Source organism: Enterobacter sp. 50588862, assembly GCF_001462935.1.
Taxonomy (GTDB): Bacteria; Pseudomonadota; Gammaproteobacteria; order Enterobacterales; family Enterobacteriaceae; genus Enterobacter; species Enterobacter bugandensis.
The window spans coordinates 17,798-42,450 of the sequence record NZ_LNHM01000040.1; the positions used below are offsets into that span (position 1 = coordinate 17,798).

The 24,653-nt window shown below is 56.5% G+C and carries 24 protein-coding genes; 10 read left to right on the forward strand and 14 right to left on the reverse strand.

Translation table 11 applies throughout. The features are described 5' to 3' along the window. Window positions 1-9: 9 nt before the first annotated feature. Both APT89_RS20425 and mdcA read right to left on the reverse strand, forming a co-directional pair. Window positions 10-867, reverse strand: coding sequence for a triphosphoribosyl-dephospho-CoA synthase (locus tag APT89_RS20425; RefSeq protein ID WP_041911934.1), 858 nt, complete (start codon window positions 865-867; stop codon window positions 10-12). Next, complete coding sequence (mdcA, locus tag APT89_RS20430) at window positions 867-2,522, reverse strand: malonate decarboxylase subunit alpha (protein ID WP_041911933.1); 1,656 nt, start codon at window positions 2,520-2,522, stop codon at window positions 867-869. The genes APT89_RS20425 and mdcA overlap by 1 nt, the downstream gene beginning before the upstream one ends. Window positions 2,523-2,750: 228 nt before the next feature. Here mdcA and APT89_RS20440 point away from each other — a divergent pair, with 228 nt between their 5' ends. The 3 genes from APT89_RS20440 to APT89_RS20450 are packed head-to-tail and all read left to right on the forward strand — an operon-like array spanning window position 2,751 to window position 4,888. Further along, window positions 2,751-3,770, forward strand: a complete 1,020-nt coding sequence (locus tag APT89_RS20440; protein WP_017693875.1) for a hydrolase — start codon at window positions 2,751-2,753, stop codon at window positions 3,768-3,770. Continuing rightward, window positions 3,770-3,988 carry a YheU family protein gene (locus APT89_RS20445; RefSeq protein ID WP_013099053.1) on the forward strand — a complete coding sequence of 73 codons (219 nt, stop codon included), beginning with the start codon at window positions 3,770-3,772 and terminating at the stop codon, window positions 3,986-3,988. Before APT89_RS20440 ends, APT89_RS20445 begins: the two co-directional genes overlap by 1 nt. A 30-nt stretch (window positions 3,989-4,018) precedes the next feature. Then, a complete protein-coding gene (locus tag APT89_RS20450; RefSeq protein WP_060573425.1) occupies window positions 4,019-4,888 on the forward strand; it encodes a phosphoribulokinase in 870 nt (289 codons plus the stop codon). Window positions 4,889-4,954: 66 nt separating this feature from the next. Here the strand turns inward: APT89_RS20450 and APT89_RS20455 are convergent, their stop codons facing one another. After that, complete coding sequence (locus APT89_RS20455; RefSeq protein WP_008503018.1) at window positions 4,955-5,359, reverse strand: OsmC family protein; 405 nt, start codon at window positions 5,357-5,359, stop codon at window positions 4,955-4,957. A gap of 311 nt (window positions 5,360-5,670) precedes the next feature. On the opposite strand from APT89_RS20455, the gene crp reads away from it, so the two are divergent. Together crp and APT89_RS20465 are read left to right on the forward strand one after the other, a co-directional pair. Beyond that, entirely contained in the window at window positions 5,671-6,303 is a 633-nt protein-coding gene (gene crp / locus APT89_RS20460) for a cAMP-activated global transcriptional regulator CRP (protein WP_000242758.1), read from the forward strand. Window positions 6,304-6,360: 57 nt separating this feature from the next. Beyond that, a complete protein-coding gene (locus APT89_RS20465) occupies window positions 6,361-8,448 on the forward strand; it encodes a YccS/YhfK family putative transporter (protein ID WP_060573427.1) in 2,088 nt (695 codons plus the stop codon). Here APT89_RS20465 and argD read toward each other — a convergent pair. The 4 genes from argD to ppiA all read right to left on the reverse strand — a co-directional run bounded on the left by argD (window position 8,445) and on the right by ppiA (window position 11,610). Continuing rightward, window positions 8,445-9,665: a bifunctional acetylornithine/succinyldiaminopimelate transaminase gene (gene argD, locus APT89_RS20470; RefSeq protein WP_192841527.1), complete on the reverse strand. Its 1,221-nt coding sequence runs from the start codon at window positions 9,663-9,665 to the stop codon at window positions 8,445-8,447. The genes APT89_RS20465 and argD overlap by 4 nt on opposite strands. An 86-nt stretch (window positions 9,666-9,751) precedes the next feature. Beyond that, window positions 9,752-10,315, reverse strand: coding sequence for an aminodeoxychorismate synthase component 2 (gene pabA / locus APT89_RS20475; protein WP_060573430.1), 564 nt, complete (start codon window positions 10,313-10,315; stop codon window positions 9,752-9,754). 30 nt (window positions 10,316-10,345) lie between these two features. Beyond that, window positions 10,346-10,930, reverse strand: a complete 585-nt coding sequence (locus APT89_RS20480; protein WP_028014650.1) for a putative adenosine monophosphate-protein transferase Fic — start codon at window positions 10,928-10,930, stop codon at window positions 10,346-10,348. 107 nt (window positions 10,931-11,037) lie between these two features. After that, window positions 11,038-11,610 carry a peptidylprolyl isomerase A gene (gene ppiA, locus APT89_RS20485; RefSeq protein ID WP_032644556.1) on the reverse strand — a complete coding sequence of 191 codons (573 nt, stop codon included), beginning with the start codon at window positions 11,608-11,610 and terminating at the stop codon, window positions 11,038-11,040. A gap of 278 nt (window positions 11,611-11,888) precedes the next feature. Here ppiA and tsgA point away from each other — a divergent pair, with 278 nt between their 5' ends. The 5 genes from tsgA (at window position 11,889) to APT89_RS20510 (ending at window position 18,024) form a co-directional block, all read left to right on the forward strand. Continuing rightward, a complete protein-coding gene (tsgA, locus tag APT89_RS20490; protein ID WP_060573432.1) occupies window positions 11,889-13,073 on the forward strand; it encodes an MFS transporter TsgA in 1,185 nt (394 codons plus the stop codon). Window positions 13,074-13,333: 260 nt separating this feature from the next. Continuing rightward, window positions 13,334-15,877 carry a nitrite reductase large subunit NirB gene (gene nirB, locus APT89_RS20495; RefSeq protein ID WP_041911927.1) on the forward strand — a complete coding sequence of 848 codons (2,544 nt, stop codon included), beginning with the start codon at window positions 13,334-13,336 and terminating at the stop codon, window positions 15,875-15,877. Continuing rightward, window positions 15,874-16,200 (forward strand): nitrite reductase small subunit NirD, encoded by a 327-nt coding sequence (gene nirD, locus APT89_RS20500; RefSeq protein WP_045259347.1) that lies wholly within the window; start codon window positions 15,874-15,876, stop codon window positions 16,198-16,200. Before nirB ends, nirD begins: the two co-directional genes overlap by 4 nt. A gap of 135 nt (window positions 16,201-16,335) precedes the next feature. Then, a complete protein-coding gene (cysG, locus tag APT89_RS20505; protein WP_060573434.1) occupies window positions 16,336-17,709 on the forward strand; it encodes a siroheme synthase CysG in 1,374 nt (457 codons plus the stop codon). 144 nt (window positions 17,710-17,853) lie between these two features. Beyond that, window positions 17,854-18,024 carry a YhfL family protein gene (locus tag APT89_RS20510; protein WP_008503029.1) on the forward strand — a complete coding sequence of 57 codons (171 nt, stop codon included), beginning with the start codon at window positions 17,854-17,856 and terminating at the stop codon, window positions 18,022-18,024. Between the two features lie 72 nt (window positions 18,025-18,096). Here the strand turns inward: APT89_RS20510 and trpS are convergent, their stop codons facing one another. The 7 genes from trpS to aroK all read right to left on the reverse strand — a co-directional run bounded on the left by trpS (window position 18,097) and on the right by aroK (window position 24,508). Continuing rightward, complete coding sequence (trpS, locus tag APT89_RS20515; RefSeq protein ID WP_041911924.1) at window positions 18,097-19,101, reverse strand: tryptophan--tRNA ligase; 1,005 nt, start codon at window positions 19,099-19,101, stop codon at window positions 18,097-18,099. Next, window positions 19,094-19,855: a phosphoglycolate phosphatase gene (gph, locus tag APT89_RS20520; protein WP_060573436.1), complete on the reverse strand. Its 762-nt coding sequence runs from the start codon at window positions 19,853-19,855 to the stop codon at window positions 19,094-19,096. Before gph ends, trpS begins: the two co-directional genes overlap by 8 nt. After that, a complete protein-coding gene (rpe, locus tag APT89_RS20525) occupies window positions 19,848-20,525 on the reverse strand; it encodes a ribulose-phosphate 3-epimerase (protein ID WP_023333698.1) in 678 nt (225 codons plus the stop codon). The genes gph and rpe overlap by 8 nt, the downstream gene beginning before the upstream one ends. Window positions 20,526-20,566: 41 nt before the next feature. Further along, entirely contained in the window at window positions 20,567-21,379 is an 813-nt protein-coding gene (gene dam, locus APT89_RS20530; RefSeq protein WP_028014659.1) for an adenine-specific DNA-methyltransferase, read from the reverse strand. Window positions 21,380-21,446: 67 nt separating this feature from the next. After that, a complete protein-coding gene (gene damX, locus APT89_RS20535) occupies window positions 21,447-22,748 on the reverse strand; it encodes a cell division protein DamX (protein ID WP_047367190.1) in 1,302 nt (433 codons plus the stop codon). A gap of 92 nt (window positions 22,749-22,840) precedes the next feature. Beyond that, window positions 22,841-23,929 (reverse strand): 3-dehydroquinate synthase, encoded by a 1,089-nt coding sequence (aroB, locus tag APT89_RS20540; RefSeq protein ID WP_045630311.1) that lies wholly within the window; start codon window positions 23,927-23,929, stop codon window positions 22,841-22,843. A gap of 57 nt (window positions 23,930-23,986) precedes the next feature. Next, window positions 23,987-24,508 (reverse strand): shikimate kinase AroK, encoded by a 522-nt coding sequence (gene aroK / locus APT89_RS20545; protein ID WP_003861630.1) that lies wholly within the window; start codon window positions 24,506-24,508, stop codon window positions 23,987-23,989. Window positions 24,509-24,653 lie beyond the last annotated feature (145 nt).

Here is a 24,653-nt window from a genome sequence, read left to right on the forward strand (position 1 = left end):
AACATCCTCTTAATGCTTTGAATAGGGCGTTTCGACGCGGTCAAGAAACAGCGTGGCGGCAAGCAGGTCTGCGGCTCCACCCGGCGAGGCGTTGAGCGACAGCATCTGACGGTCTAACCGCGCCAGCGCTTGCTGCCCCGCGAGCGCTGCGCATCCTCCGGCGTTCAGCACCGCACGGGCGCCGTTCTGCATGGCGTCCAGCCCCTGCATGCCAGCGCGCGACAGCACGCAGGTATCGGTGAGCGAGGTCATGATCGCCATCAGCGCGTCGAGTCTGGCCTGCGTTTCGCTGCTGCCGTTGAGACGGCTGAGGCGAAGCTGCGGCAGCGCGCGCTGCATAACGTGCGGAAACGCCTGCTGCGCCTCTTCACGTGCGCCCGGCACGCGGTAGCGATGCGTGGCGCGTAACCCCTTGCTGAACACCTTCGGCGCCGCATCATCCGGCAGCTTCGCCAGCTGAGCGGCGGTGTTCGCGACGACCTGCGCCCGGGCATCGCCGCCGAGCATCGCCACCGCGCTCACCAGCAACCCCAGCGCCCAGATCGCGCCACGGTGCGTGTTCACGCCGTCGGTAGCGGCCATCATCTGCCGTTCACCTTCGCGACCCAGGCGGCCAACGGTTTGCCTGAGGGCAATATCCGCCGGACGCTGCCAGCTCTGCTGCGCCAGCGCCTGAAACGTGGGGGTCAGGCTGTGAGCGGAGCGCTCCATCAGCGCAAGCGATAAATCGTGGTGCGCGCCGTTCCCCCGGCTGTCCACCAGACCGGGCTTCGGGCTTAAACGTGCTTCGTCAATCAGACACTGCGTGGCGGTTCGCGCCAGCCATTCGGCACCGCCTTCAACCTGGAGCTGGGGCAGAAGTTTCATTACCAGCTCCGGAATTTCGCAGGTGGGTTATACAGGCCACCGGACCACTCAACGAGGTCAGCCACGCTGCCCGCAGCCAGCAGAGAGCGGGTGGCGTCGGTGCGGTGAATACCCATATCTTCCGGATACACAACCTTTCCGCTCTGGCGCAGTTCCGCCACGCGTTTGGCGTCAACGCCCAGACCGATATCGGTGATACCCGCCACGGCGGCGACCATGGCGCGACGCTCTTCCAGATCTTTCGCCCGGTAGAGGTAAGCAATCCCCTCTTCCGTCAGCACGTGGGTGACGTCATCGCCGTAAATCATGACCGGCGCCAGCGGCATACCGGAGGCTTTGGCCACCTCGACGGCATCCAGTTTCTCCACGAAGGTTGGCTTCACGCCCGCCTGGAAGGTTTCCACCATCTGCACAACCAGCTTTTTACCGCGCTGCATCGGGTCAGGCTCGGTGATCATGTTCAGCCAGGCCGGTGTGGCATGGCGACGACCGTGCGGATCGTGGCCCATGTTTGGCGCACCGCCGAAGCCGGAAAGTCGACCGCGGGTCACGGTGGAGGAGTTGGCGTAGCCGTCAACCTGTAGCGTCGAGCCGATAAACATATCGACCGCGTACTGACCTGCCAGCTGGCAGAAGGCGCGGTTAGAACGCATGGAGCCATCAGCACCTGTAAAGAACACGTCCGGACGGGCGCGGATGTACTCTTCCATCCCCAGTTCGCCGCCGAAGCAGTGGACGCTCTCCACCCAGCCGCTTTCGATGGCCGGGATCAGCGTTGGATGCGGGTTCAGCGTCCAGTGTTTACAGATTTTGCCTTTGAGTCCGAGCTGTTCGCCGTAGGTTGGCAGCAGCAGCTCGATCGCTGCGGTGTTAAAGCCAATCCCGTGGTTCAGGGACTGCACCTGGTGTTCAGCGTAGATGCCTTTAATCGCCATCATCGCCATCAGGATATGTTCCTGTTTAATCAGGCGCGGATCGCGGGTGAAGAGCGGTTCGATAAAGAACGGCTTGTCGGCAACCACCACGTAGTCAATCCACGAGCCCGGTATATCCACGCGCGGCAGGTCGCACTCGTCGTCCACCAGCTCGTTTACCTGTGCGATGACGATACCGTCGTGGAACGCGGCGGCTTCCACCAGCGCCGGGGTATCTTCGGTACTCGCACCGGTATAGAGGTTGCCTTTGCGGTCCGCTTTAAAACCGGCAATCAGCGCCACGTTTGGCGACAGGTCGACGTATAAACGTGAGTAGAGTTCGATGTAGGTGTGGATCGCACCGATTTCGAGCTGACCGTCTTCCAGCAGCTGAGAGATACGCAGGCTTTGCGTCCCGGAGAAGGAGAAGTCCAGCTTGCGGGCAATGCCTTTCTCAAAGATGTCCAGATGTTCGCTGCGGCCCACGCTCGGCATGATCATATGCAGATCGTGCACGATTTGCGGGTTTACTTCCGCCAGTGAACGGGAAAGGAAATCCGCCTGCTTCTGGTTGTTGCCTTCCAGCACGACTTTGTCGCCCGGGGCGATCAGTTTTTCCAGCATGGCGACAAGATCGCCGGTTGGCAGTACCTTGCCCTGCACCGGTACGGATGCCAGACGACGCGCTTTCTCACTGCGTCGGGTGTTCCATTGCCGGGTGGGTGTTTGCCCAGATAACATTATTAACCTCCTGATTCAGCACATCATTCTGATTTGCTTAACGTTGAGTAAAGTCTGCGCTCTGGCGAGAAAGGCATCAATTAAGCGTAGAGAGGAATCATTAGCCTGAGAGTAATAATCAAGGTAAAGATTTGTGATCGGGATCAGTTCATGCTTCGGAAAAACGGGCTAAACGGGGTACAATTCGGAAGGTATAGTAAATTTCTGACAAGAATCAGCATCGCCCTTATGACCCAAATCATTCCATCAGACTTCGACATTGCAGCCGAAGAGAGCGCAGAGTTCGTGCCCATGCGCGGCGTGGCTAACCCCCACCTGCAAACCATGCTGCCGCGCCTGATCCGCCGCAAGGTGCAGTTCACCCCGCACTGGCAGCGCCTGGATTTGCCGGACGGCGACTTTTTAGATCTCGCCTGGAGCGAAGATCCGGATCGGGCCAGACATAAACCTCGCCTGGTGGTGTTTCACGGTCTGGAAGGCAGCCTGCACAGCCCTTACGCACACGGTCTCATTGAGGCGGCGAAAGCCCGCGGCTGGCTTGGGGTGGTGATGCATTTTCGCGGATGCAGCGGCGAGCCTAATCGTCAGAAACGTATTTATCACTCGGGTGAAACCGAGGACGGCACCTGGTTCCTGCGCTGGCTAAGAGACAATTTCGGCGAGGCGCCAACGGCAGCGGTGGGGTATTCGCTGGGCGGCAATATGCTGGCCTGCCTGCTGGCGAAGGAGAGCGACGCCGTACCGCTGGATGCGGCGGTCATTGTCTCTGCGCCATTTATGCTGGAGCAGTGCAGCTATCATATGGAAAAGGGGTTTTCGCGGGTCTACCAGCGCTACCTGCTCAACCTGCTGAAAGCCAACGCCGCGCGCAAGCTGAAGGCCTATCCGGATACGCTGCCTGTGACGCTGCAACAGCTCAAACGCGTGAAGCGCCTGCGCGAGTTTGATGATTTGATCACCTCGAAAATTCACGGCTTTGCCGATGCGATTGACTATTACCGTCAGTGCAGCGCCATGCCTTTACTGAATCAAATCACGAAACCCACGCTGATTATCCACGCCAAAGATGATCCGTTTATGGATCATCACTCGATCCCGGCGCCCGATCATCTACCGGCCAACGTGGAGTATCAGCTCACCCAATTCGGCGGACATGTCGGCTTTGTTGGCGGCACGCTGCGTCGGCCAAAAATGTGGCTTGAGACGCGAATTCCCGACTGGTTAACGGCATATCTGGACGGTAAATAATGATTATTCCCTGGCAGGATCTGGCTCCCGAAACGCTCGATAATCTGATTGAAAGCTTTGTCTTGCGCGAAGGCACCGATTATGGTGAACATGAGCGTTCGCTTGAGCAAAAGGTCAACGATGTAAAACGCCAGCTGAAAAGCGGCGACGTGGTGCTGGTGTGGTCAGAACTGCATGAGACGGTCAATATCATGCCCCGCAACGCGTTTCACGGCTGATCTTCCAACCTTTTCCGTCAGGGAGTTGCTATGTCTGCCAGACATCCCATTATTGCCGTTACGGGGTCGAGTGGTGCGGGAACCACCACCACCAGCCTCGCTTTTCGCAAGATTTTCGCCCAGCTGAATCTCCGTTCGGCGGAGGTCGAAGGCGACAGCTTTCACCGCTATACGCGGCCTGAGATGGACATGGCGATCCGCAAGGCACGCGATTTGGGTAAACACATCAGCTACTTTGGCCCGGAAGCCAATGATTTCGGCCTGCTGGAGCAAACCTTCCGCGAATACGGTCAGAGCGGTACCGGGCAGTCCCGTAAGTATCTGCACACCTACGACGAAGCCGTACCCTGGAACCAGGTCCCCGGCACGTTCACGCCCTGGCAGCCGCTGCCGGAACCGACCGACGTGCTGTTTTACGAAGGGCTACACGGCGGCGTAGTGACGCCTCAGCACGACGTGGCGCGCCACGTGGATTTGCTGGTGGGGGTGGTGCCAATTGTTAACCTTGAGTGGATCCAGAAGCTGACGCGTGACATGAGCGAGCGCGGGCATTCTCGCGAAGCGGTGATGGATTCCGTCGTGCGTTCCATGGAGGATTACATCAACTTCCTGACGCCGCAGTTCTCCCGCACCCACATCAACTTCCAGCGCGTCCCCACCGTGGACACCTCCAACCCGTTCGCTGCAAAAAGCATCCCTTCTCTGGACGAGAGCTTTGTGGTGATCCACTTCCGCAACCTGGAAGGCATTGATTACCCCTGGCTGCTGGCGATGCTACAGGGTTCGTTTATTTCGCACATGAATACGTTAGTGGTGCCCGGGGGAAAAATGGGGCTGGCAATGGAGCTGATCATGACGCCGCTGGTGGAGCGACTGATGGAAGGGAAGCAGATCGCGTGAACATGTTCCCTCTCCCCGTGGGAGAGGGTTAGGGTGAGGGCATCAACACGCACGATGCCCCAATAATTAAGCCTCGATCACTTCATACGAATGGGTGATTTTTACCGCTTTCTCCAGCATTAACGCCACAGAGCAGTATTTCTCCGCAGAGAGATCCACCGCGCGTGAGACCGCCGCGTCTTTCAGTTCTTTCCCGGTGACAACAAAGTGCAGATTAATGTGGGTGAACAGGCGTGGCGCCTCTTCGCGGCGTTCTGACGTGAGTTTGACCTCACAATCCGTCACGTCATGACGACCTTTTTGCAGAATCGACACCACGTCGATCGCGCTGCATCCGCCTGCCGCCATCAGCACCATTTCCATTGGGCTTGGAGCTTTATCGCCGGAGTTACCATCCATCAAAATCTGGTGTCCTGATGCGGACTCGCCCAGGAACGTTAAACCTTCAACCCACTTCACGCGCGCTTGCATATTCATTAACTCCAACGTTGCATTTTTGGTGACAGATTACGCGTGCGTTACATTTCTCGCAATGGAAGGCGACCTGCATCATGCTGAAGCGAGACACCAGGAGACACGCGGCAAAAGCTATGCTAAAACACTCAGGATGCTACAGTAATACATTGACGTTACACATGTATGCAGAGGACATCAAACTTTACTGGCTGCGAAACGTTACGACAGCCGACTTCCCAGGGTATGGGTAAGAATTCGATTGCAACCCCAGAGTCCGGATGCATCTGATGACTCTGGTGACAGCTTATAACAGAGGATAACAGCGCATGGTGCTTGGCAAACCGCAAACAGACCCGACTCTCGAATGGTTCTTGTCTCATTGCCACATTCATAAGTACCCATCGAAGAGCACGCTGATTCACCAGGGTGAAAAAGCGGAAACGTTGTATTACATCGTCAAAGGCTCGGTGGCAGTGCTGATCAAAGATGAGGAAGGCAAAGAGATGATCCTTTCCTATCTGAACCAGGGCGATTTTATCGGTGAACTGGGCCTGTTTGAAGAAGGCCAGGAACGTAGCGCCTGGGTTCGTGCAAAGACAGCATGTGAAGTGGCTGAAATTTCTTATAAGAAATTCCGTCAGCTGATTCAGGTTAACCCTGACATCCTGATGCGTCTTTCTTCCCAGATGGCGCGCCGTCTGCAGGTGACGTCAGAGAAAGTGGGTAACCTCGCCTTCCTGGACGTGACTGGCCGTATTGCGCAGACTCTGCTGAACCTGGCGAAACAGCCAGACGCGATGACCCACCCGGACGGCATGCAAATTAAAATTACCCGTCAGGAAATCGGTCAGATCGTCGGTTGCTCCCGCGAAACGGTGGGCCGTATTCTGAAAATGCTGGAAGATCAAAACCTGATCTCCGCCCACGGTAAAACCATCGTGGTTTACGGAACCCGTTAATCCTGCCTAAACGGCGTGCCATCGCGAGGTGTCACGCCGTTTTTGTCTCTTTTCCCCATGTGGCGCAGGCTGATCTATCACCCGGAAGTTAACTACGCACTACGACAAACGCTGGTGCTGTGTCTTCCCGTGGCCGTGGGCCTGATCCTGGGACATCTTCAGCAGGGCCTGCTGTTTTCTCTCGTCCCCGCCTGCTGCAACATTGCCGGTCTGGACACGCCCCATAAACGCTTTTTCAAACGTCTGATAATTGGCGGCTCGCTGTTTGCTGGCTGTAGCCTCGCGGTGCAGCTTCTGCTGGCTCGTGATATTCCCCTGCCGCTGATCCTGACCGTGCTGGCGATGACCCTCGGCGTCACCGCCGAAATCAGCTCGCTCCATGCCCGTCTGCTTCCCGCGTCACTCATTGCGGCCATCTTCACCCTGAGCCTCGCCGGTAATATGCCTGTGTGGGAGCCGCTGCTGATCTACGCCCTCGGCACGCTGTGGTACGGGCTGTTTAACTGGTTCTGGTTCTGGCTGTGGCGGGAGCAGCCGCTGCGCGAATCTCTGAGCCTGCTCTACGTGCAGCTTGCGGATTACTGTGAAGCCAAATACACCCTGCTCACCCAGCATACGGATCCGGAAAAATCCTTACCGCCGCTGCTGACGCGCCAGCAAAAGGTGGTAGACCTGATAAGCCAGTGCTATCAGCAGCTGCATATGCTCGCCGCCAACAAGAACCACGAATATAAACGGCTGTTGCGCACCTTTCAGGTGGGGCTGGATCTTCAGGAGCATATCTCCGTTAGCCTTCACCACCCGCAGGAGGTGCAAAAGCTGGTTGAGCGCAGCCATGCCGAAGCGGTGATCCGCTGGAACGCACAAACCGTCTCCGCGCGCCTGCGGGTGCTGGCCGATGATATTCTCTACCACCGCTACCCCACGCGCTTCAACATGGACAAACAGCTCGGCGCGCTGGAGAAAATTGCCCGTCAGCACCCGGATAACCCGGTCGGCCAGTTCGCCGCCTGGCACTTCAGCCGCATCGCCCGCGTGCTGCGCACCCAGCGCCCGCTTTATTCCCGTGACCTGATGGCGGATAAACAGAAACGTCTGCCGCTGCTGCCGGCGCTGAGAAGCTACCTGTCTCTGAAATCTTCCGCTCTGCGCAACGCTGCAAGAATTAGCGTCATGCTCAGTATCGCCAGCCTGATGGGCATGGCGCTCCACCTGCCGAAACCGTACTGGATCTTAATGACCGTGCTGTTTGTTACCCAGAACGGCTATGGCGCCACGCGGGTGCGCATTCTGCACCGGGCAGGCGGCACGATGGCGGGGCTGATTATTGCGGGCGTGACGCTGCATTTTCACGTGCCCGAGGGCTATACCCTGGCGGGCATGCTGGCGATCACCCTGGTAAGCTATCTAATCATTCGCAAAAACTACGGCTGGGCGATGGTGGGCTTTACCGTGACGGCGGTATATACCCTGCAGCTGCTGACGCTTAACGGCGAACAGTTCATCATTGCCCGCCTGATCGACACGCTGATTGGCTGCCTGATCGCCTTTGGGGGCATGGTCTGGCTGTGGCCGCAGTGGCAGAGCGGGCTGCTGAGGCAGAACGCCCACGACGCGCTGGAGGCCGATCAGCAGGCCATTCGACTGATCCTGAGCGACGATCCGCAGCCTTCCCCGCTGGCGTATCAGCGGATGAAGGTCAACCAGGCGCATAACGCCCTGTTTAACTCGCTGAATCAGGCGATGCAGGAGCCGGGCTTTAACTCACACTATCTTGCCGATATGAAGCTGTGGGTCACGCACAGCCAGTTTATCGTCGAGCACATTAACGCCATGACCACGCTGGCGCGCGAGCACACCATGCTGACGCCGGATCTGGCGCAGCGCTATTTGCAGTCCTGTGAAATTGCCCTGCAGCGGTGTCAGCAGCGTCTGGAGTATGACGCGCCGGGCGAGTCGGGGGATTCGAACATTCTGGAGGCACCGGAGACGCTGACCCACGGGCCGATGAGCACCCTGGAGCAGCATTTGCAGCGCGTGCTGGGACATCTGAACACCATGCACACCATTTCGTCGGTGGCATGGCGTCAGCGCCCGCATCACGGCATTTGGTTAACGCGGCGGTTAAAGCGAACCGAGTATTAGCCTTTTACGATCTTCTCGATCGCCGCGGCAAAGCGGGTTAACCCGTCGTCAATATCTTTCTCTTCCACCACCAGCGACGGCGCAAAGCGCATCACGTCAGGCCCGGCATTTAGCACCATCACCCCTTCGTGCGCGGCTGCGTGCAGGAAATCGCGCGCGCGGCCTTTGTACTGCGGCTTAAGCTCCGCACCAATCAGCAGCCCCATGCCGCGGATCTCGCTGAATACGTCGTACTTATTGTTAATCTGCTGGAGATGCTGCACAAACAGCTCGCGTTTCGCGCTAACGCCGTTTAGCACCTCTGGCGTGTTGATGATGTCGAACGCGGCGCCCGCCACGGCGCTCGCCAGCGGGTTACCGCCGTAGGTCGAGCCGTGAGACCCGACGTGGAACGCAGAGGCAATCTCCTGCGTCGTCAGTACCGCACTCACCGGAAAACCGCCGCCGAGCGCTTTGGCGCTGGTCAGAATATCCGGCGTCACGCCGTAGTGCATGTAGGCAAACAGCTCTCCGGTACGCCCCATCCCGCACTGCACTTCATCAAACACCAGTAGCGCCTGATGTTCGTCGCACAGTTCGCGCAGCCCTTTCAGGAATTCCGGGGTTGCCGCGGTCACGCCGCCTTCGCCCTGAATCGGCTCCACCACCACTGCGCAGGTGTGGTCGTCCATCACCGCTTTCACCGCGTGCAGATCGTTAAACGGCACGTGGATAATGTCGGCTGGTTTCGGACCGAAGCCGTCGGAATACTTCGGCTGGCCGCCAACGGAGACGGTAAAGAAAGAGCGTCCGTGGAAGGCGTTATGGAAGGCGATGATTTTAGTTTTGTACGGGCTATGGCGCGTGGTGGCGTAGTAGCGCGCCAGCTTAAAGGCGGTTTCGTTGGCTTCGGTGCCGGAGTTCATAAACAGCACGCGCTCGGCAAACGTGGCATCAATGATCTTGCGGCCCAGGCGCAGCGCAGGTTCGTTGGTGAACACGTTGCTGGTGTGCCACAGGGTTTCGCCCTGGGTTTTCAGCGCGTCCACCAGCGCAGGATGGCAGTGGCCCAGCGCCGTGACCGCAATACCGCCCGCGAAATCCACATACTCCTTGCCCTGCTGATCCCAGACGCGGCTGCCTTTCCCCTTCACCGGGATAAACTCAGCCGGTGCATAAATCGGCAGAATCACTTCATCGAATGTCGCGCGGGTAATTGCTGGTTGTTCAGTTGCCATGTCATGCCCATCCATTTTATGTCACATTCATTGTGAAAATATAATCACAAAATATGCATAAAAACTCACAACAAGGCAACAGATATTCAGCGATTGAGGAAATTTGCCAGCAGTGCGTGCCCCTGCTCGCTGAGGATACTTTCAGGATGGAACTGGACGCCTTCGAGATCCCACTCGCGGTGGCGAATCCCCATGATCTCCTGCGTATCGCTCCAGGCGGTCACGTCAAAGCAGTCGGGCAGCGTCGGTGGGTCAATCACCAGCGAATGGTAGCGCGTCACGGTTAGCGGGTTATTCAGCCCTGTGAATACCCCCGTGCCGGTGTGGGTGACCAGCGAGGTTTTGCCGTGCATCACTTTCGCGGCACGCACGATGGTAGCCCCAAATGCCTGGGCAATCGCCTGATGACCGAGGCAGACGCCCAGGATCGGCAGCCTGCCGGCATAGTGGTGAATAACGTCCAGAGAAATGCCCGATTCCGACGGCGTACACGGTCCCGGCGAAATAACAATTTTCTTCGGAGCCAGCGTCTCAATATCAGACAGGCTGAGCTCGTCGTTGCGGCGGACAACCACCTCTGCACCCAGTTCACAAAAATACTGGTAAAGGTTCCAGGTGAAGGAATCGTAGTTATCAATCAGCAGAATCATGGCGGCTCCCGAAAAAAATGCCGCCCTATTCTACTCAGATTCCCGCGCTTCGCTCACTACTTTGGCAAAGATAGCGCTCAGCGCGGTCAAATCTCCCGTGGCACCGCTTCGGTTCGCCGCCACCCACTGCTCGGGATCAATATCCCGCCAGTCCAGCGCGTAATTTGCGTGGATGGCCAGCTGCTCAAAGAAGACGCGCTGAGCAATGCCATTACCGCGCATAAAGGGATGCAGCATATTGATTTCACAGTAGTAATGGCTCACTTTTTCAACAAACGCCGCTTTTTCAAGACCCACAAGATACTTATCACTTTCCAGCGCCGCCATCAGTTCGTTACCCATCGTCTCGATGTACTCAAAATGGCAGAAGGGAATGTCACCCTTAAAAATATCGTCGGTACGGAATTCGCCTGCCTGCTTCATCTCTCTGTGATACAGATGGCGATGAATGAGGCACAGATGCGGTAGCCCGGGCGCTGAGGGCCCAAGCTCCAGCGTCTCAATGCCGGGCTCTGAAGGACCATTACCTTTTTCAAGGAGACAACTGGCCTGAAAATTGACGTTACGCTGTTGCTCCCAGAGACGGGATTTTTGCTTATCGGTGAGTTTTTTCACTTAACGCCTCCCTGAATAGTCCGTTTGCCACAAGTATAAGCAGCAAAACGCGCTTTCGCAGGGAGGGCTGAAAGACACGGGCAGGATATGCCCGTGTGGGAGAACGATTACGGCAGCACTTTCGCGGAGAGAATCACCACTGGCTTAGACGGCACATTCTGGTATGGACCGACATCGTGGGTCTGAACCTGAGAGATTTTGTCCGCCACGTCCATCCCTTTCACAATTTTACCGAAGACCGCATAGCCGAAGTCGCGCTGGCCGTGGTCGAGGAAAGCGTTATCCGCCACGTTGAGGAAGAACTGGCTGGTGGCGCTGTCTTTATCCGCCGTGCGCGCCATGGAGATGGTGCCGCGCTTGTTCAGCAGGCCGTTGTCCGCTTCGTTTTTGATGGGTGGGTTAGGCTGTTTCTGCTGCATCTGCTCGTTGAAGCCGCCGCCCTGAATCATAAAGCCAGGGATCACGCGGTGGAAGGTGGTGTTGTTATAGAAACCACTGTTCACATAGTCGAGGAAGTTTTTCACAGAAACCGGAGCTTTCTGGCTATTTAGTTCCAGCTCAATGTTCCCGGCAGAGGTGGTCAGCAGAACGTGAGGGTCCCCTTTGGCTGCCAGCGCAGCAGGGGAAACGGCAGAAAGAGCAAACACAGCTGCGACAGCCGCCAGTGTTGATTTGAGCATGAGAATTCCTTAACAAAGCGCAGTATAAAAAGCGAATGGCTTGATTCTAAAGAGCAGTATGAACCGAGACCAGCCTTTTACCTAATTTTACGAAATTGAAACAATTATTACTGCGCAAACGATTGGTTATACCGCCATTTAGTGTGATTTAGATCACACTAAAACCTGCAATGGCATATTCATTTCCCTTAAAAGATAGGAATAGATCACTTTAGCGACTAAAATCTGCCCGCTCTCAGCGCCCTACCGGCGCTTTTCTTTTTCTGAACAGGCCAGACATGACTAACAGCAATCGCATCAAGCTCACATGGATAAGCTTCTTCTCCTACGCCCTGACCGGCGCGTTGGTGATCGTCACCGGGATGGTGATGGGAAATATCGCAGACTACTTCCAGCTGCCCGTTTCCAGCATGAGTAACACCTTCACCTTCCTCAACGCGGGGATCCTGATCTCAATCTTCCTGAATGCCTGGCTGATGGAAATCGTCCCGCTGAAAACCCAGCTGCGCTTCGGCTTCGTGCTGATGGTTGCCGCCGTGGCGGGCCTGATGTTGGGCCACAGCATCGCCCTGTTCTCCGCCGCCATGTTCGTGCTGGGCCTTGTCAGCGGGATCACGATGTCGATCGGTACGTTCCTTATTACGCACATGTATGAAGGCCGCCAGCGCGGCGCGCGCCTGCTGTTTACCGACTCCTTCTTCAGCATGGCCGGGATGATTTTCCCGATGGTCGCCGCGTATCTGCTCGCGCGCAGCATTGAATGGTACTGGGTATACGCCTGTATCGGTCTGGTCTATGTCGCGATCTTCATTCTGACCTTCGGCTGTGACTTCCCGGTGCTGGGCAAAAAAGCGCAGACCACCTCAGAGCCGGTGGCGAAGGAAAAATGGGGTATCGGCGTGCTGTTCCTCTCCATTGCCGCCCTGTGCTACATCCTCGGTCAGTTGGGCTTTATCTCGTGGGTACCTGAATACGCTAAAGGTCTGGGGATGAGCCTGAACGACGCGGGCAAACTGGTGAGCGATTTCTGGATGTCTTACATGTTCGGCATGTGGGCCTTTAGCTTCATCCTGCGCTTCTTCGACCTGCAACGTATTCTGACCGTCCTGGCGGGTCTGGCGACCGTGCTGATGTATCTGTTCATCAACGGTGCCCCGGAGCATATGCCATGGTTCATCCTGACCCTGGGCTTCTTCTCCAGCGCGATTTACACCTCAATCATCACCCTGGGCTCCCTGCAGACCAAAGTGGCTTCGCCAAAGCTGGTGAACTTCGTGCTGACCTGCGGCACCATCGGCACCATGCTGACCTTCGTGGTCACGGGCCCGATTGTGGCGCACAGCGGCCCGCTGGCCGCGCTGCACACCGCTAACGGTCTGTATGCCGTGGTGTTTATCATGTGTTTCATTCTGGGCTTCGTGACCCGTCACCGCCAGCACAATACGGCAACGACTACCTACTAATCGTCAAAACCCCTTTGCGTTCTGCAAAGGGGTTTTAACCTGCTTACCCGCTCTGACTGCCGATTCGTAAAAAACCCCGTCAAATTTGTGCGAAAAACAAGCAAGCACAAAAATCAAACAATATCCGTTACTTATAAAAAACCTGACAAATCATAGATATACCCACTAAGGGGTAGGTGAAGGCGTATTTGATTTGCATCAATAAGTGCCTCTGCTGAATCGTTAAGGTAGGCAGTAATAGAAAAGAAATCGAGGCAAAAATGAGCAAAGTCAGACTCGCTATCATCGGTAACGGCATGGTCGGCCACCGCTTTATTGAGGATCTTCTCGATAAAGCCGATGCTGACCAGTTCGATATTACCGTGTTCTGTGAAGAACCCCGCAAGGCGTACGACCGTGTGCACTTGTCTTCCTACTTCTCTCACCATACCGCCGAAGAGCTCTCTCTGGTGCGCGAAGGTTTTTACGAGAAGCATGGCGTAAAAGTGCTGGTGGGCGAACGCGCTATCACCATCAACCGTCAGGAGAAAGTGATCCACTCCAGCGCCGGGCGTACGGTTTTTTACGATAAGCTGATCATGGCGACTGGCTCGTATCCGTGGATCCCGCCGATTAAAGGGTCGGAAACCCAGGATTGCTTCGTTTACCGTACCATTGAAGACCTCAACGCCATTGAATCCTGCGCACGTCGAAGCAAACGCGGTGCGGTTGTTGGCGGTGGCCTGCTGGGCCTGGAAGCGGCAGGCGCGCTGAAAAACCTCGGCGTTGAAACCCACGTTATCGAATTTGCCCCGATGCTGATGGCGGAACAGCTGGACCACATGGGCGGCGACCAGCTGCGTCGTAAAATCGAAAGCATGGGTGTGAAGGTTCACACCAGCAAGAACACCAAAGAGATCGTGCAGGAAGGCACAGAGGCGCGTAAAACCATGCGCTTTGCCGACGGCAGCGAGCTGGAAGTGGACTTCATCGTCTTCTCCACCGGTATTCGTCCGCGCGATAAGCTCGCCACTCAGTGCGGCCTGGCGGTAGCGCAGCGCGGCGGGATCATGATTAACGATACCTGCCAGACCTCCGATCCGGATATCTACGCCATTGGCGAGTGCGCCAGCTGGAATAACCGCGTGTACGGTCTGGTGGCGCCAGGATACAAAATGGCGCAGGTCGCCGTGGACCATATCCTCGGTAGCGAAAACGCCTTCACCGGCGCAGACATGAGCGCCAAGCTGAAGCTGCTGGGCGTGGACGTAGGCGGTATCGGCGATGCGCATGGCCGCACCCCGAACTCCCGCAGCTACGTCTATCTGGACGAAAGCAAAGAGGTCTACAAACGCCTTATCGTCAGCCAGGACAACAAAACCCTGCTCGGTGCGGTGCTGGTGGGCGATACCAGCGACTTCGGTAACCTGCTCCAGCTGGTGCTGAACGCCATTGAGCTGCCGGAAAACCCGGACGCGCTGATCCTGCCGGCGCACGCCTCCAGCGGTAAACCATCTATCGGCGTAGATAAACTGCCTGACAGCGCGCAGATTTGCTCCTGCTTCGACGTCACCAAAGGCATGCTGATCTCCGCCATCAACAAAGGCTGCCACACCGTTGCGGCGCTGAAGGCCGAAACCAAAGCCGGTACCGGCTGCGGCGGCTGTATTCCACTGGTGACTCAGGTGCTGAACGCTGAACTGGCGAAACAGGGCATCGAAGTGAACAACAACCTTTGCGAGCACTTCGCTTACTCTCGCCAGGAGCTGTATCACCTGATCCGTGTGGAAGGCATCAAGTCCTTCGACGAACTGCTGGAGAAACACGGCCAGGGCTACGGTTGTGAAGTGTGTAAGCCGACCGTCGGCTCCCTGCTGGCGTCCTGCTGGAATGAGTACGTGCTCAAACCAGAACACACGCCGCTGCAGGACACCAACGATAACTTCCTGGCGAACATCCAGAAAGACGGTACTTACTCCGTCATTCCGCGTTCCGCTGGTGGCGAAATCACCCCGGAAGGGCTGGTCGCCGTGGGCCGTATCGCCCGTGAATTTAATCTGTACACCAAAATCACCGGTTCCCAGCGTATCGGCCTGTTTGGCGCGCAGAAGGATGATCTGCCGGAAATCTGGCGTCAGTTGATTGAAGCGGGCTTCGAAACCGGTCACGCGTATGCCAAAGCGCTGCGTATGGCGAAAACCTGCGTGGGCAGCACCTGGTGCCGCTACGGCGTGGGCGACAGCGTGGGATTCGGCGTCGAGCTGGAAAACCGCTACAAAGGCATCCGTACCCCGCACAAAATGAAGTTCGGCGTCTCCGGCTGTACCCGTGAATGTGCGGAAGCGCAGGGTAAAGACGTAGGGATCATCGCCACCGAGAAAGGCTGGAACCTGTACGTGTGCGGCAATGGCGGGATGAAACCACGCCACGCGGATCTGCTGGCGGCGGATCTCGATCGCGATACGCTGATCAAGTATCTCGACCGCTTCATGATGTTCTACATTCGTACCGCCGATAAACTGACCCGTACCGCGTCCTGGCTGGATAATCTCGAAGGCGGTATCGACTACCTGAAGTCGGTCATCATTGATGACAAGCTGGGTCTGAACGAACAGCTGGAATCCGAGATGGCTCGCCTGCGCGAGGCGGTGATCTGCGAGTGGACCGAAACCGTCAACACCCCGGCGGCGCAGACGCGCTTCAAACACTTTATCAACAGCACCCAGCGCGACCCGAACGTGCAGGTGGTGCCGGAGCGCGAACAGCATCGTCCTGCAACCCCGTATGAACGCATTCCGGTGATGCTGGTGGAGGAAAACGCATGAGCCAGTGGGTAAACATCTGCAACATTAACGACATTCTGCCAGCAACCGGCGTCTGTGCTTTGCTGGGTAACGAGCAGGTAGCTATTTTCCGCCCTCGCCACGATGAACAGGTCTTTGCCATCAGCAATATCGATCCGTTCTTTGAGGCCAGCGTGCTCTCCCGCGGTCTGATTGCTGAACACCAGGGTGAGCTGTGGGTCGCCAGCCCGCTGAAAAAGCAGCGTTTCCGCTTAACCGACGGGCACTGCATGGAAGATGAAAGCTTCTCCGTGAAGCACTACGACGCCCGCGTGAAGGACGGCAAGGTGCAGCTCAAAGCGTAAACCTCCGCCTTTCCAATAGGAAAGGCTTATGACCCCTTATGGGTAACGGCAGGAAAAACCGTATGTTCTGTACGATTCCTGCTGTTATCCTGACGTCAATTCTTACCCCCTCCTTGAATGCTGTGAGGTAACGTCGTGGACCACCTGCCGATTTTCTGTCAATTACGCCATCGCGACTGCCTGCTTGTGGGCGGCGGCGATGTGGCTGAACGCAAAGCGCGCCTGTTGCTGGATGCTGGAGCCCGACTGACCGTCAATGCCCTCACCTTCGCTCCGCAGTTTGACGTCTGGGCGCAGGAAGGGATGCTCACGCTGGTGCAGGGGGAGTTTGATGAGTCCCTGCTGGATTCCTGCTGGCTGACCATTGCCGCGACGGATGACGATGAAGTGAACCAGCGCGTCAGCGACGCCTGCGAAGCGCGCCGGATCTTCTGCAACGTGGTGGATGCGCCGAAAGAGGCCAGCTTTATCATGCCGTCGATTATCGACCGTTCACCGCTGATGATCGCGGTGTCTTCCGGCGGCCGCTCGCCCGTACTTGCCCGCCTGCTGCGGGAAAAACTGGAAGCTATTTTGCCGCAGCATCTCGGCCAGATAGCCCACTACGCCGGGCAGCTTCGCTCCCGCGTGAAGCAAACCTTCTCAACCGTGGGTGAGCGTCGTCGCTTCTGGGAGAAATTTTTCGTTAACGACAGGCTGGCGCAGTCGCTGGCGAATCAGGACGCGAAAGCGGTTGAAGAGACGACCGAGCAGCTGCTGAGCGAGCCGCTGGATCACCGTGGTGAAGTGGTGCTGGTCGGGGCTGGTCCGGGAGATGCGGGTTTACTGACCCTGAAAGGGCTCCAGCAGATCCAGCAGGCGGATATCGTGGTGTATGACCGCCTGGTCTCCGATGACATCATGAACCTGGTGCGCCGCGACGCCGACCGCGTCTTCGTCGGTAAACGGGCAGGCTACCACTGCGTGCCGCAGGAGGAGATTAATCAGATCCTGCTGCGTGAAGCGCAAAAGGGAAAACGCGTGGTGCGCCTCAAGGGCGGCGATCCGTTTATCTTTGGCCGCGGCGGCGAGGAGCTGGAAACCCTGTGCAATGCAGGCATTCCGTTCTCCGTGGTGCCGGGCATAACGGCGGCGTCCGGCTGTTCAGCCTACTCAGGCATTCCGTTGACCCATCGCGACTACGCTCAGAGCGTGCGTCTGGTTACGGGCCACCTGAAAACCGGCAGCGAACTGGACTGGCATAACCTGGCCGCTGAAAAGCAGACGCTGGTGTTCTACATGGGCCTGAACCAGGCCGCCACCATCCAGGCGAAACTGCTGGAACACGGCATGGAGGCTGATATGCCCGTTGCGCTGGTGGAAAACGGTACCGCCATTACGCAGCGCGTGGTGAATGGCGCGCTGACGCAGCTCGGTGAGCTGGCGCAGCAGGTCGAAAGCCCGGCGCTGATTGTGGTGGGTCGCGTGGTTGAACTGCGCGATAAGCTGAACTGGTTCTCGAATCACTAACGCATATTCTCCCTCCTTCGAGTAGTCCTTAAGCGGACTACTCCCTTCATACCTCAGTCGATAACATACCGCTCGCATAGTGGAACTTTTCCATTTATTCCCTCGTGTTACATCCAATTTAAGATTTTTTGACAAGGAATGCGTATGTTCAAGCTGGCAAAAGCCGCCGTTCTGGTTGGCCTGTTATCGACTCTGACCGCCTGCACCGGTCACGTTCAAAATACTAAAAATAACTGCAGCTACGATTACCTGCTGCACCCGGCGATCTCCATTTCGAAGATCATCGGCGGTTGCGGCCCGGCGGCACAGCAGTAAGCGTTTTTCAGGCGTAAAAAAACCGGGGATTTCCCGGTTTTTTTATTGAGTCCGTATTTGTCGGGTGGCGGCTTAAGGTTTCGCCACAAATCCAATCGCCTCGTACACCGCTTTCAGGGTTTCGGACGCGCGCGCGCTGGCTTTTTCTGCGCCCTCTTTCATCACCTTCTGCAGGAAGGCTTCGTCGTTACGGTAGCGATTGTAGCGCTCCTGCAGCTCGGTCAGCATGCCGGAAACGGCCTCTGCCACTTCACCCTTCAGGTGGCCGTACATCTTGCCTTCGAAGTGTTTTTCCAGTTCAGGGATGCTCTGGCCAGTGACGCCCGAGAGGATATCCAGCAGGTTTGAGACGCCCGCTTTGTTCTGCACGTCGTAGCGCACCACAGGCGGTTCGTCGGAGTCCGTGACAGCGCGCTTGAGCTTTTTCACCACCGATTTCGGATCTTCCAGCAGGCCGATAACGTTGTTGCGGTTATCGTCAGACTTGGACATCTTCTTGGTTGGCTCCAGCAGCGACATCACGCGCGCGCCGGATTTCGGAATAAACGGCTCTGGCACTTTGAATACGTCGCCGTAAAGCGCGTTAAAGCGCTGGGCGATATCACGGCTCAGCTCCAGGTGCTGCTTCTGGTCTTCACCCACCGGCACCTGGTTGGTCTGGTACAGCAGGATGTCGGCCGCCATCAGCACCGGATAGTCGAACAGGCCAGCGTTGATGTTTTCAGAGTAACGGGCAGACTTATCCTTGAACTGGGTCATGCGGCTCAGCTCGCCGAAATAGGTATAGCAGTTCAGCGCCCAGCCCAGCTGCGCATGCTCCGGCACGTGAGACTGAACGAAAATGGTGCTCTTTTCAGGATCGATACCGCAGGCCAGATAGAGGGCCAGGGTGTCCAGGGTGGCTTTGCGCAGCTTCTCAGGATCCTGACGCGCGGTGATAGCGTGCAAATCTACGATGCAGTAAATGCAATGGTAGTCATCCTGCATGCTCACCCACTGACGCAACGCACCCATGTAGTTACCAATGGTCAATTCACCTGAAGGCTGTGCGCCACTAAAAACGATGGGCTTAGTCATTATTCAATTCCTGATGTTCACTGTGCGAAAGCCCGAGTGCGGGCAACAAATCTTTGAAGTGGTCGAACACAACATCCGGCTCACTCACCGTAATGGCCTCACCGTAGTTGTAGCCATAGGTTAAACCGACGGAAGGACACCCCGCCGCTCGGGCAGCCAGAATATCATTACGCGAATCCCCGACAAAGAGCAGCTCCGCAGGCGTTAAGGATAATTTTCCTGCCACCAGCAACAGCGGCTCCGGATGCGGCTTTTTGTTCTGCACGTCATCCCCGCCTACAATCACGGAGAAATATTTCGCGATATCCAGCGCCTCCAGCAGCGGCGCAACAAACGGCGTCGGCTTGTTGGTCACCAGCCCCAGCGGGATGCCTTTCGCGTGCAGCACGCTCAGGGTTTCCTGGACATCCGGGAACAGGAAGCTCCCCTCCTCGACGGCCTCTTCGTAGAAACGATCGAACAGCTTGCGCAGAATACGCAGCTGCTCATCCTGCGGGATATCGGCGTGATCGACGCTTGGTTTCCCCTGCGCGGAACGCTGCGACGCGCGTTCCTGACGAGCCCACGTCAGCGCGCGCTCCATCAGGACATCGGCACCGTTGCCAATCCATGTAATCACACGATCTTCGCCCGCAACGGGCAGTTCCAGTGCATACAGCGCCTGATCGACGGCGCTCGTTAAGCCCGGCGCGCTGTCCACCAGCGTGCCGTCGAGGTCGAATGCCACACCCCGAATTGCCTGCAATTTATCCATGACTTACCTTCGCCAGCTCGCGGCGCATTTCATCAATGACTTTTTTGTAATCCGGTTGGTCGAAAATTGCCGAACCTGCAACGAACATATCCGCGCCCGCTGCCGCAATTTCGCCAATATTATTCACTTTCACACCGCCGTCCACTTCCAGACGAATATCATAGCCAGACTCGTCAATGCGACGGCGCACTTCGCGCAGCTTATCCAGCGTGTGAGGGATGAACGACTGGCCGCCAAAGCCCGGGTTAACGGACATCAGCAAAATCACGTCCAGCTTGTCCATCACGTAATCGAGATAGCTCAACGGTGTTGCCGGGTTAAACACCAGCCCCGCCTTACAGCCGTTCTCTTTGATCAGCTGCAGCGTGCGGTCAACGTGCTCGGAGGCTTCCGGATGGAAAGTGATAATGCTGGCGCCCGCTGCGGCGAAGTCAGGCACGATGCGGTCGACAGGCTTCACCATCAGGTGAACGTCGATCGGTGCGGTAATGCCGTAGTTACGCAGGGCCTTGAGCACCATCGGACCGATGGTCAGATTGGGAACGTAGTGGTTATCCATAACGTCGAAATGGACGACATCTGCGCCAGCTGCGAGAGCTTCCGCCGTGTCTTCACCCAGGCGGGCAAAATCGGCCGACAGAATTGAGGGGGCAATCAAAAACTGTTTCATCCGCATCTCCTTGAAATGTGTTTACCGGCGGGCAAAACGGCTCAGGGGCGATAAAGAGCCAAGAGTTCGTCCACCTTTTTACGTGTGCCGCCGTTGCTGCTAATGCTACGCCGCACCTTAACCTGAAAATGCTTCGCGGCTTTGTACCATTCGCGCGTATCAGGGGTATCGTGATTTGAAATTAACACCGGAATTCTTTTGCTGACCAGTTTTTCCGCCATCTCCGCCAGGCGGGCCTGTTCGGCCGGGCTGAAGCTATTGGTGTGGTAGGCGGTGAAGTTCGCCGTCGCAGACAGCGGCGCATAAGGCGGATCGCAGTAGACCACCGAGTTTACGCCTGCCAGTTCCATGCACTCTTCATAGGAGAGGCAGTGGAACTCTGCATTCTGCGCTTTCTTCGCAAAATGATACAGCTCGTCCTGCGGGAAGTACGGGCGCTTATAACGACCAAAGGGCACGTTAAATTCGCCGCGCAGATTATACCGGCACAGGCCGTTGTAACCATGACGGTTGAGGTAAAGGAACAGCAGCGCGCGGCGGAACGGATCCTGGCTCTGATTAAATTCCGTGCGGAACTGATAGTAAACGTCAGGGCTGTTGTTCTCTGGCGTAAACAGCTTGCGCGCCTCTTCCACATACTCATCGGTACGCAGCTTAACGATGTTATAGAGGCTGATAAGGTCGCTGTTGATATCCGCCAGGATATAACGAGAAAAATCGGTGTTCAGGAACACCGATCCCGCACCCACGAAGGGCTCGATAAGACACTCGCCTTTTGGCAGGTGCTTTTTAATATCATCGAGCAGGGGGTATTTCCCCCCTGCCCATTTCAGAAAAGCGCGATTTTTTTTCATGCTGACTAACTGATTACACCTTCTCCGGCTGTGGAGAAAGCTCCGACAGCATCCTGCGCTTTAAACATTACTTCAGATCGGCCTGCACCTGATGAATCGGCTTCGCCCACGGGTTTTTCGCCTGAACGTCTGCTGGCAGTGTCGCCACGGCGCGCTTCGCTTCATCTTTAGAAGCATACACACCGCTCACCAGCACGTACCACGGCTGTCCGTTACGGGTTGTCTGATAAACCACGTAGTTTTTCAGATTCGATTTCTTCGCCCAGCCGTTGAGGTTGTCATAGTTAGACGAACTGCTCAACTGCAGCGTGTAGTTGCTGGACGGTGCAGATTTCAGCGAACCGACGTTGCCAGCTGATTTACCTGCTGCAGCACTGGAAGCCGTCGCCGTTGCGGCAGGCGCAGCGGTGGCAGCAGGTGCCGTTGTGGTTGCCGTCGCTTTCGGCGCAGTCTGCGTGACTGGCGCTTTAGCCGGCTCGCTCACGGCAGCCGTTTCAGAGCGTTTCGGCTGTGCCGGTGCGGCTTTCACTTCAGGCGCTTTTACCACGGCCTGAGGCTTGGTTTCACGCTTCGGCTCAATGACCGCCTGCTTACGTTCAGGACGCGTCGCAGTTTGCGTCTGGCGCGGTTTAGTTTCCGTTGCTGCCGTCTGCGGCTGCGCGGTAGCACCGTGGATCGGCGCGACGGTTGCAGGTTCAGTTGGCAGCGTAGAGTTAACCACAACGTTATCAACCTGCTGCTGGTTTTGCGGCTGCATCAGCGCATTGTTCAGGTCTCCCTGAACTTCAACACGCTGCTGGCCTTCGGGCGTGACAGGTGCCTGGCCCTGAGCAGGCGTTGATGAAACGGGCGGCAGAGAAACATCCTGCGGCGTCGTTGTGTTGCTGGCAGTCTGCTCAGCGGAAGTGGTGCCCGGCGCTGGCTGTGCACCATTCGCCTGATCCGTCGCATCATTACCGGAGAGGTTGATGCTCTTCTCTGCGGAGGCGGTTTGTTCGGTTGAGTTGGTGGACGGTGCTTTCAGCGCAGAGCCAATGCCAACAATCAGCAGCACAAGCACCAGAACGCCAAGTCCCATCATGATGTACTGACGGGAGGCCGGTTTCTGCGCTGCGGCTTTTTTACGTTTACGCGGGCGACGCTCTACAGGCTGTTCGTCCATTGAATCTTCTTCGGACTCATAATCCTCTTCTTCTCGCTCATCACGCGCGTTGCGGCTGCGCGAAGGGCGACGATCGTCTGCATCCAGATCAACATCGTCAAAGTTGATCTGCGGCTCGTTATCACGTTCTGAAGATTGACGAGAACGACCAGTACGACGATCGCTGGGATCGGGTTTCAGCTCGTCTTCTGGTTTGAATTCATCCATTTAACACCCCACTCAAAGGCTTATGCCTACATCTTTGCATTTCGCCTGAAGCTAAACGACCACCGATAACAGTGGCCTGACCTTTCTAGTTGTTACGCCTGCTGGCAATCAGCAATGGCGCCAAGAACGACATCGTGCGACACTCCGCCGCGCACTTCACTCTTCCCTATTGCAAGCGGGAGTACAAGACGCATCTCACCTGCCAATACTTTTTTATCGCGCATCATGTGGGGTAAATACGCCTCCGCCGACATCTCCTGCGGCCCGGTGACCGGCAAACCTGCACGTTCAAGTAGCGCAATGATACGTGCCGTCTCTTCCGGTTTAAACTGCCCAAGACGTTCAGAGGTGCGGGCTGCCATGACCATGCCAGCCGCGACGGCTTCACCGTGCAGCCAGTTGCCGTAACCCATTTCGGCTTCAATGGCGTGGCCAAACGTATGCCCAAGATTCAGTAAAGCACGTAAGCCGGTTTCACGCTCGTCTGCCGCGACAACTTCTGCTTTCAGCTCACAACAACGACGAATGCAGTATGCCAGTTTCGCCTCATCCAGGCGCAGCAGCGCATCCATATTCTCTTCAAGCCAGTTAAAGAACTCGCCATCCAGAATAATGCCGTATTTGATCACTTCAGCCAGCCCAGAGGCCAGCTCGCGTTTCGGCAGGGTTTTCAGGCAGTCGAGATCCACCACCACCGACGCAGGCTGGTAGAACGCGCCAATCATGTTTTTGCCGAGGGGATGGTTGACTGCCGTTTTGCCACCGACAGAGGAGTCGACCTGAGACAGCAACGTGGTCGGGATTTGAATAAAACGGACGCCACGCTGATAGCTTGCGGCCGCAAAGCCGGTCAGATCGCCCACAACACCGCCGCCCAGGGCAAGCAGTGTTGTATCGCGACCGTGCGGTTTTTGCAGCAATGCGGTAAAGACGGTATCGAGTACCGTCAAGCTTTTATACTGCTCGCCATCGGGCAGAATCACACTGTCGACTTTTACGCCTGCCTGCTCAAGCAGGTGGCGCACGCGGTCGAGATAAAGCGGAGCCAGCGTCTCATTGGTGACCAGCATCGCCTGATCACCCGCTTTTAGTGGTAAAAAGGAAGCTGGGTCGTTAAACAAACCAGCCGCGATGGTGATAGGGTAACTACGTTCCCCGAGAGTAACTGTAATCCTCTCCATGACGCGACATCCACCTTTAATGCTTTTACCCGCAGGCGAGTGTATATAAAGCCAGAATCAGTTGCTTTCCAGCATATGAATAATCTGGTTTGCAACCACTTTAGCGCTCTGATCGTCGGTACGAATGGTCACATCGGCAATCTCTTCATACAGCGGATTGCGTTCGTCGGCCAACGCTTCCAGAACTTCGCGTGGTGGCGTTTCAACCTGCAGCAGCGGGCGCTTTTTATCGCGCTGCGTACGTGCCAGCTGTTTCTCAATGGTCGTCTCAAGATAGACCACTACGCCACGGGCGGAGAGACGGTTGCGGGTTTCGCGAGATTTCACAGAGCCGCCGCCTGTTGCCAGTACGATGCCCTGTTTTTCCGTGAGTTCGTTGATCACTTTTTCTTCTCGGTCACGGAAACCTTCTTCGCCTTCTACATCGAAAACCCAGCCCACATCAGCTCCGGTTCGTTTCTCAATCTCTTGATCAGAATCGTAAAATTCCATATTGAGTTGTTGAGCTAACTGACGCCCAATAGTGCTTTTGCCGGCACCCATAGGCCCAACCAGAAAGATATTGCGTTTCTCTGCCATTTTATCGGTACTACTAAGACTATTCGTTAATGGTAATCCCCGCTTCGCAGACACCCGGCGTAGCAGGACATGAACTGAAACCTCATATGCAATAGAGCGAGAGTCAGACTAAAAATTATCTCAATACTCCGGCTTGTTTGGCAAC